Below are 6,740 nucleotides of genomic sequence, written 5' to 3'. Positions count from 1 at the left end.
GAACGTATAAGAGCCTTTCTTCTCCAGCTCGGCAATGGCTTCCTGGGACATTTCCGCCACAGCAGCAGCCACGGCTTTCATCTGCTTACCGAATTTCGGTCCCAGCTTCTTGAAGTCGCATTTCACTTTCTTTACCAGTACACCGGCAGCACCGTCCACAAACTGGATTTCTTTTACATTCACCTCGTTCATGATAAGTGCTTTCACAGCCTCGATGTGTGCACGCTGTTCTTCATCCACTACCGGTATCATGATGCACTGAAGCGGTTGGCGGACTTTGATGTTCACCTTGCGGCGCAATGCCAATACCATGGAAGTGACGTCTTGTGCCATCTGCATGCGGACTTCCAATTCCTTGTCTATCATTTCCTCCTTATATTCGGGGAACTTGGCAAGGTGTACGGAAACCACATTGTCGCGTCCCGTAGCTGCAATCAGGTCGGAATAGAGCATATCAGCATAGAACGGAGCGATGGGTGCCATCAGCTTAGCCACGGTTTCGAGGCATGTATAGAGTGTCTGGAATGCAGAGAGTTTGTCCTGCGTCATACCACCGCCCCAGAAACGTTTGCGGTTCAGGCGGACATACCAGTTGGAGAGGTTGTCGTTCACGAATTCGGAAATGAGACGTCCTGCTTTCGTGGGCTCGTATTCATTGTAGCAGGTATCCACGTTCTTCACCAACGTATTCAGTACAGAGAGAATCCAACGGTCTATCTCAGGGCGTTCTGCCATGGGCACATCGGCTTCTTTGTAGTCAAATTCGTCTACATTGGCATAGAGGGCGAAGAATGAATAGGTGTTATAGAGTGTTCCGAAGAACTTGCGGCGCACCTCTTCCACTCCATCTACGTCGAACTTAAGATTGTCCCACGGAGAAGAGTTGGTGATCATGTACCAGCGCAACGGGTCGGACCCGTATTTCTCGATGGTCGAGAAGGGGTCTACGGCATTGCCCAGACGCTTGGACATCTTGTTACCATTTTTGTCGAGCACCAAGCCGTTGGAAATGACAGCCTTATAAGAAATACTGTCGAACACCATTGTAGCGATGGCGTGCAACGTGAAGAACCAACCGCGTGTCTGGTCCACCCCTTCGGCGATGAAATCGGCAGGATATACCTGGTGGCTATCCAGCAGTTCCTTATTCTCGAACGGATAGTGTATCTGTGCATAAGGCATGGCACCGGAATCGAACCAAACGTCAATCAAGTCCGTTTCGCGTTTCATCGGCTTGCCGTCTTTAGAAACAAGGATGACATCGTCCACGTAAGGACGGTGCAAGTCTATCTTGTCATAATTCTCTTTGGTATATACACCCGGCTGGAAGCCCTTCTCCTTGTAAGGATTGGACTGCATCAAGCCGGCAGCTACGGATTTCTCTATTTCGTTGTAAAGTTCTTCTACAGACTCGATACACTTTTCCTCGCTATTGTCCTCTGTACGCCAGATGGGCAGCGGAGTACCCCAGTAGCGTGAACGGCTGAGGTTCCAGTCATTCAGGTTTTCCAGCCACTTGCCGAAACGTCCCGTACCGGTGCTTTCCGGCTTCCAGTTGATGGTCTTGTTCAACTCTATCATACGTTCCTTGCAAGCGGTGCTGCGGATAAACCAGCTATCCAGCGGATAGTACAATACGGGTTTGTCCGTACGCCAGCAGTGCGGATAATTGTGTACATGCTTTTCTATCTTGAATGCCTGGCGGGCGGCTTTCATCATCATGCAGAGTTCGATATCCAATGATTCGGCAGCTTGTGCAGCCTGCTCATCATACTTGCCGTCTACGGTGAATTGAGGGTCATAGGCATTCTTTACCCACTTGCCCTGATAGTCTTTGTAAAGGTCTGCATTGACACATGCCTTTACAAACTCCTCGTCCAGTTCGTCAATCAAGAAGAACTTACCGGTGAGGTCTACCATCGGGCGGGTCTCACCCTTCTTGTTTATCATGAACAAGGACGGTATACCTGCAGCGCGTGCCACAAAAGCATCGTCCGCACCAAAGGTCGGGGCAATGTGTACGATACCCGTACCGTCTTCAGTCGTCACATAGTCACCAGAAATTACACGGAAACCTTTGTCGCTGGGAGTCCAGCTACCGTCTTCGGCAACGTCTATCGGTTTCACCCAAGGGATGAGCTGTTCGTACTCCATACCTACCAAATCGGGGCCTTTGTACTCACCTACTATCTTGAAAGGTATCAGCTTATCACCCGGCTTATAATCCTCTAATGCAATGTCTTCCGCTTTTTTGTTGAAGTGAGTGTAGAGCAGTGCTTTTGCCAAGACAACAGTCATCTTCTCACCGCTATATCCGTTGTAAGTCTGTACGGCCACGTAGTCTATCTTGGGACCGACGCAGAGCGCAGTGTTGCTGGGCAACGTCCACGGAGTAGTGGTCCATGCCAGGAAGTAAGGAGTTCCCCACTCTGCCATTTCCGGTTTCGGATGCTTCATCTTGAACTGTGCCACCATGGTCGTGTCTTTTACGTCACGGTAACATCCGGGCTGGTTCAACTCGTGCGAGCTGAGTCCGGTTCCGGCAGCAGGAGAATAAGGTTGTATGGTATACCCTTTATAAAGGAGTCCTTTCTTATAGAGCTGTTTCAGCAGCCACCACAAGGTTTCGATGTAGCGGTTGTCGTAGGTGATATACGGGTCCGTCATGTCCACCCAGTAGCCCATCTTGTGCGTCAAGTCTTCCCATTCCTTGGTGAACTTCATGACGTCCTTGCGGCAGGCAGCATTGTATTCTGCTACGGAAATAGTCTTGCCAATATCCTCTTTCGTAATGCCGAGTGCTTTTTCCACACCCAGTTCCACGGGCAGTCCATGAGTATCCCATCCGGCCTTACGCTTTACTTGGAACCCCTTCATCGTTTTGTAACGGCAGAAAATGTCCTTAATGGAGCGAGCCATTACGTGGTGAATGCCCGGCATACCATTGGCCGAGGGAGGTCCTTCGAAAAATACGAAAGAAGGACAACCTTCACGTTCTGTCATACTCTTGGCGAAAACCTGGTTTTCGTCCCATTTCTTCAACACTTTTCCGTTCACTTCGGAAAGGTCGAGCTTCGAATATTCGGCAAACTTCTTACCCATCTTGATATTTACTATTTGACAATTTACAATTTACGATTGAAGATACTCTTGATAGGCATTTGGTACGTCAAAAGCTACCTTCTCCATTTTAAGGGTGCAAATTTACAAAAAACTTAAATACAAGAGACTTTTTAGGTAGAAAAAGCTGGATAAGTGCAGTAAAATGTTTTATTTAAGGATGAAAAGAGGGATAATAAGAGTGATTAATATCCTTTTAGACATAGAATTCAAAAAATAAAAAGAAAGACTCCTAATATATTCGCACAACTTGAAGAGATTCACTATCTTTGCCATTAGAAGAATGATATTTAGACCAAATATGCAACATAGAATATATAGAACTGCAAAACCTTTTGTAAAATGGGTAGGTGGAAAGACGCAGCTTTTAGGAGATATAGAGCGTACCTTACCATCTGACTTCTCACAGAAAAAAAACGTTATTTATGTAGAACCTTTCGTTGGAGGTGGGGCTGTTTTATTTTGGATATTACAGCAATTTCCCAATATTCAAAAAGCTGTGATTAATGATATAAATCCCCATTTGATAACTACATATAAAGTTATTAAGGAACAACCATATAAATTGATTGAACAATTAAAAGAACTTCAAGAAAAGTATATCCCCTTGGGAGAAGAAGACAGAAAAGAGTATTATTTAAATAAGCGCGACATATATAACGCTTCATCCTTGTCTGAAATAGAGACCGCCGCTTTATTCATTTTTTTAAATAGGACATGCTTCAATGGGTTGTATAGAGTAAATTCTAAAGGAAAATTCAATGTTCCCCATGGAAAATATGCCAATCCTAGAATTTGTGATGAAGATACAATTCTTGCAGATTCTAAGATTTTGCAAAAGGTAGATATTTTGTGTGGGGATTTCGAGAAAACAATAGCTTACGCTTCTCCTGATGCTTTATTCTACTTTGATCCTCCATATAAACCTTTAAGCAAAACTTCTTCTTTCAACTCGTATGCCAAAGATGAGTTTGACGATAATGAACAAATACGGCTACGCGATTTTTGTCACAAGATAGTTCAATATAAAACTAATTTCATCTTAAGTAATTCGGATGTGAAAGGCAAAGACGAAAATGATAATTTCTTTGATGAGATTTATAACGAATACCATATTCAGCGAGTAATGGCTACGCGAATGGTTAATGCCAATCCTGAAAAAAGAGGGAAACTGTCCGAACTTATGATTTCTAATATTAGCATGAATTATAGATAAATTTGTATGGAAAGAGATTTTAAACAATGGCTTGCACTGTTTCGTACAAGTATTGCGAACTACCAATATTATACATACTTTGACAAAGTTTTCTCTAATGTTGATGCTATTAAAGTGGAATTGAATATTATGAATTCTCTTATTGGCAGCAAAAATATAGAAAACGATTTTGATAATTTATTATGTAAATACCCTAGTATTCTAAAGTGTATTCCTATTCTGATAGCAAAGCGTGAAATGGATATAGAAGCTATAGATGAAGAAGGCAGCTTCTGTTATAATTTCAAAAAAATGAACTATAGTGTAGAGCAATATAAAATATTTATGCGCAAAACTGGTATTTTCAACTTGATTGAGAATCGCATTATCGGAAGTCTTGTAGATTATGTTACAGGAATAGAAACTGGGCTTGATTCTAATGGAAGAAAAAATAGAGGTGGACACCTGATGGAGAACCTCGTCGAATCATATATACAGAAGGCTGGGTTTGTAAAAGGTATCACCTACTTCAAAGAAATGTATATTCATGCTATCGAAAAGAAATGGGGTATTGATTTATCTTCAATATCTAACCAAGGTAAGGCAGAGAAACGATTTGATTTTGTCGTAAAAACACCTACCATGGTATATGGTATAGAAACCAATTTTTATGGAAGTAGTGGCTCTAAGCTTAACGAAACAGCAAGAAGTTACAAAACGATAACCTTGGAAACCAAAGACCTAACAGATTTTACATTTGTCTGGTTTACGGATGGAAAAGGATGGAATAGTGCGCGTCGAAATTTGGAAGAAACTTTTGATGTACTTGAACATATATACAATATTAATGATATGGAGAACGGCATTATAAGTAAAATCATGAAATAAATAGAACGATGAAAAACATCTATCAACATAATATAGAACTAGAGCCTATTCGTATAAACAATGCGGATAAAGCTACTTTCTCACAAAAACTTATAGATTTACCATATCGAGGTTATGAAGTCGAAGAACTCTCTGATGGTAGGAAAATCGTTATCACGAAGCCTGGTGGTAAATCTGTATATGGAAGACCTAAAAAAGAAGATTTTTTAGTATTCATCTATAATCCCAATGATAATACACTATGGCAAATATCTCACAAACAAATCTTAGAAGATGTAATAAATAAAGTTCAGGAAAACAAAGATAAAGCAAAAGTATTTCTGACTTTAATGGAAAAAACATATAATGGAGAAGAACCTTCCGATTTTATAAATGAAATAAGAGCTTTAAATTTCGCTTCCGGTGAAACTCCTGAGGCTTTAATAAAAGTATATAAATGGATATGGGGGCAGGAAGATGTCAATTATCCCACTGGAGAAGGTCGGTTAATGTCCTGGAAGGAATATCAAGAGATTATTGCTAAATTATGATTCCTTATTTCAAATCCTCCGACCGTGCCTTTACCCTCCTGCATGGTGACTGCATCGAATTATTAAAGCAATTCAGTTTCAAGTTCGATATGATATTTGCCGATCCTCCTTACTTTCTCAGTAATGGAGGGATAAGTGTGCAAAGTGGGAAGATGGTATGCGTGGATAAAGGGGAATGGGATAAAGGAGGTACTCCTGAATACATAGATTCGTTCAATCGAGCATGGATAAGCGAATGCCAAAATAAACTGAAGGAAAATGGAACAATATGGATTAGCGGTACATATCATAATATTTTTTCAATAGCCAATATCCTGACTGAATTAGGATTTAAGATTTTGAATGTAGTGACATGGGCAAAGACCAATCCGCCACCTAATATTTCATGTCGTTATTTTACACACTCAACAGAGTTCATTATTTGGGCACGCAAGTCTGCTAAAATAACACACTACTATAATTATAGTATCATGAAGCAAATCAACAGCAACAAGCAGATGACGGACGTATGGCAATTACCGGCCATAGCTCGTTGGGAAAAATCATGTGGCAAACATCCTACTCAGAAACCCTTATCTGTATTGTCGCGTATTATTTTGGCATCAACTCGTGGTGGTGCGTGGATTCTCGACCCATTTACAGGCAGCAGCACTACAGGAATTGCAGCCAATCTTTTGGGACGCCGTTTTTTAGGAATTGATAGAGAAGAAGAATATCTAATCCTTAGTAAAAACCGTAAAAAAGAAATAGAACAAATTGCAAAATTTTCTCTATATCATAAAAAGATTAAAGATATTTCTCTTTTGAATAATGCAGAGAGAATGTCAGTACACGAAAAAGAAGTCTCCATTTATGATTTGCCGTTTTAGTTTGAGCGAATCACGTTTCTCAAAATAAGCCAAAATCCACGGGTTCCCTAAGCAAAAACGGCAAAAAACGTAAAATTAGCTCAAACAAGCGACCTGAAAACTACGTTGAAAACAACAAATGAGAGGGCTATTTTGCTG

Annotated in this window: 5 protein-coding genes; 4 read left to right on the top strand and 1 reads right to left on the bottom strand. The window is 41.2% G+C overall.

Annotated elements, in window-relative coordinates; translation table 11 throughout:
- Nucleotides 1-3,102, bottom strand: a 3,102-nt coding sequence (ileS, locus tag ABUA47_RS15235) for an isoleucine--tRNA ligase (RefSeq protein ID WP_349831736.1), incomplete at its 3' end; no start/stop codon positions are given.
- 319 nt (nt 3,103-3,421) lie between these two features.
- Here ileS and ABUA47_RS15230 point away from each other — a divergent pair.
- Genes ABUA47_RS15230 through ABUA47_RS15215 form a run of 4 tightly spaced genes read left to right on the top strand, consistent with a single transcriptional unit; the run spans nt 3,422 to nt 6,602 of the window.
- Nucleotides 3,422-4,336, top strand: coding sequence for a DNA adenine methylase (locus tag ABUA47_RS15230; RefSeq protein WP_008664601.1), 915 nt, complete (start codon nt 3,422-3,424; stop codon nt 4,334-4,336).
- Between the two features lie 6 nt (nt 4,337-4,342).
- Nucleotides 4,343-5,203 (top strand): type II restriction endonuclease, encoded by an 861-nt coding sequence (locus ABUA47_RS15225; RefSeq protein WP_005825528.1) that lies wholly within the window; start codon nt 4,343-4,345, stop codon nt 5,201-5,203.
- A gap of 8 nt (nt 5,204-5,211) precedes the next feature.
- A complete protein-coding gene (locus tag ABUA47_RS15220; protein WP_005825529.1) occupies nt 5,212-5,733 on the top strand; it encodes a hypothetical protein in 522 nt (173 codons plus the stop codon).
- Complete coding sequence (locus ABUA47_RS15215; RefSeq protein ID WP_005825531.1) at nt 5,730-6,602, top strand: DNA-methyltransferase; 873 nt, start codon at nt 5,730-5,732, stop codon at nt 6,600-6,602. Before ABUA47_RS15220 ends, ABUA47_RS15215 begins: the two co-directional genes overlap by 4 nt.
- Nucleotides 6,603-6,740: the final 138 nt, after the last annotated feature.

It is taken from the genome of Bacteroides sp. RTP31139st1_H2_RTP31139_211217, from assembly GCF_040227615.1.
Classification (GTDB): Bacteria; Bacteroidota; Bacteroidia; order Bacteroidales; family Bacteroidaceae; genus Bacteroides; species Bacteroides uniformis.
The sequence above is the reverse complement of the archived record's forward strand: the minus strand, read 5'-3'. Positions and strand labels throughout refer to the sequence as shown.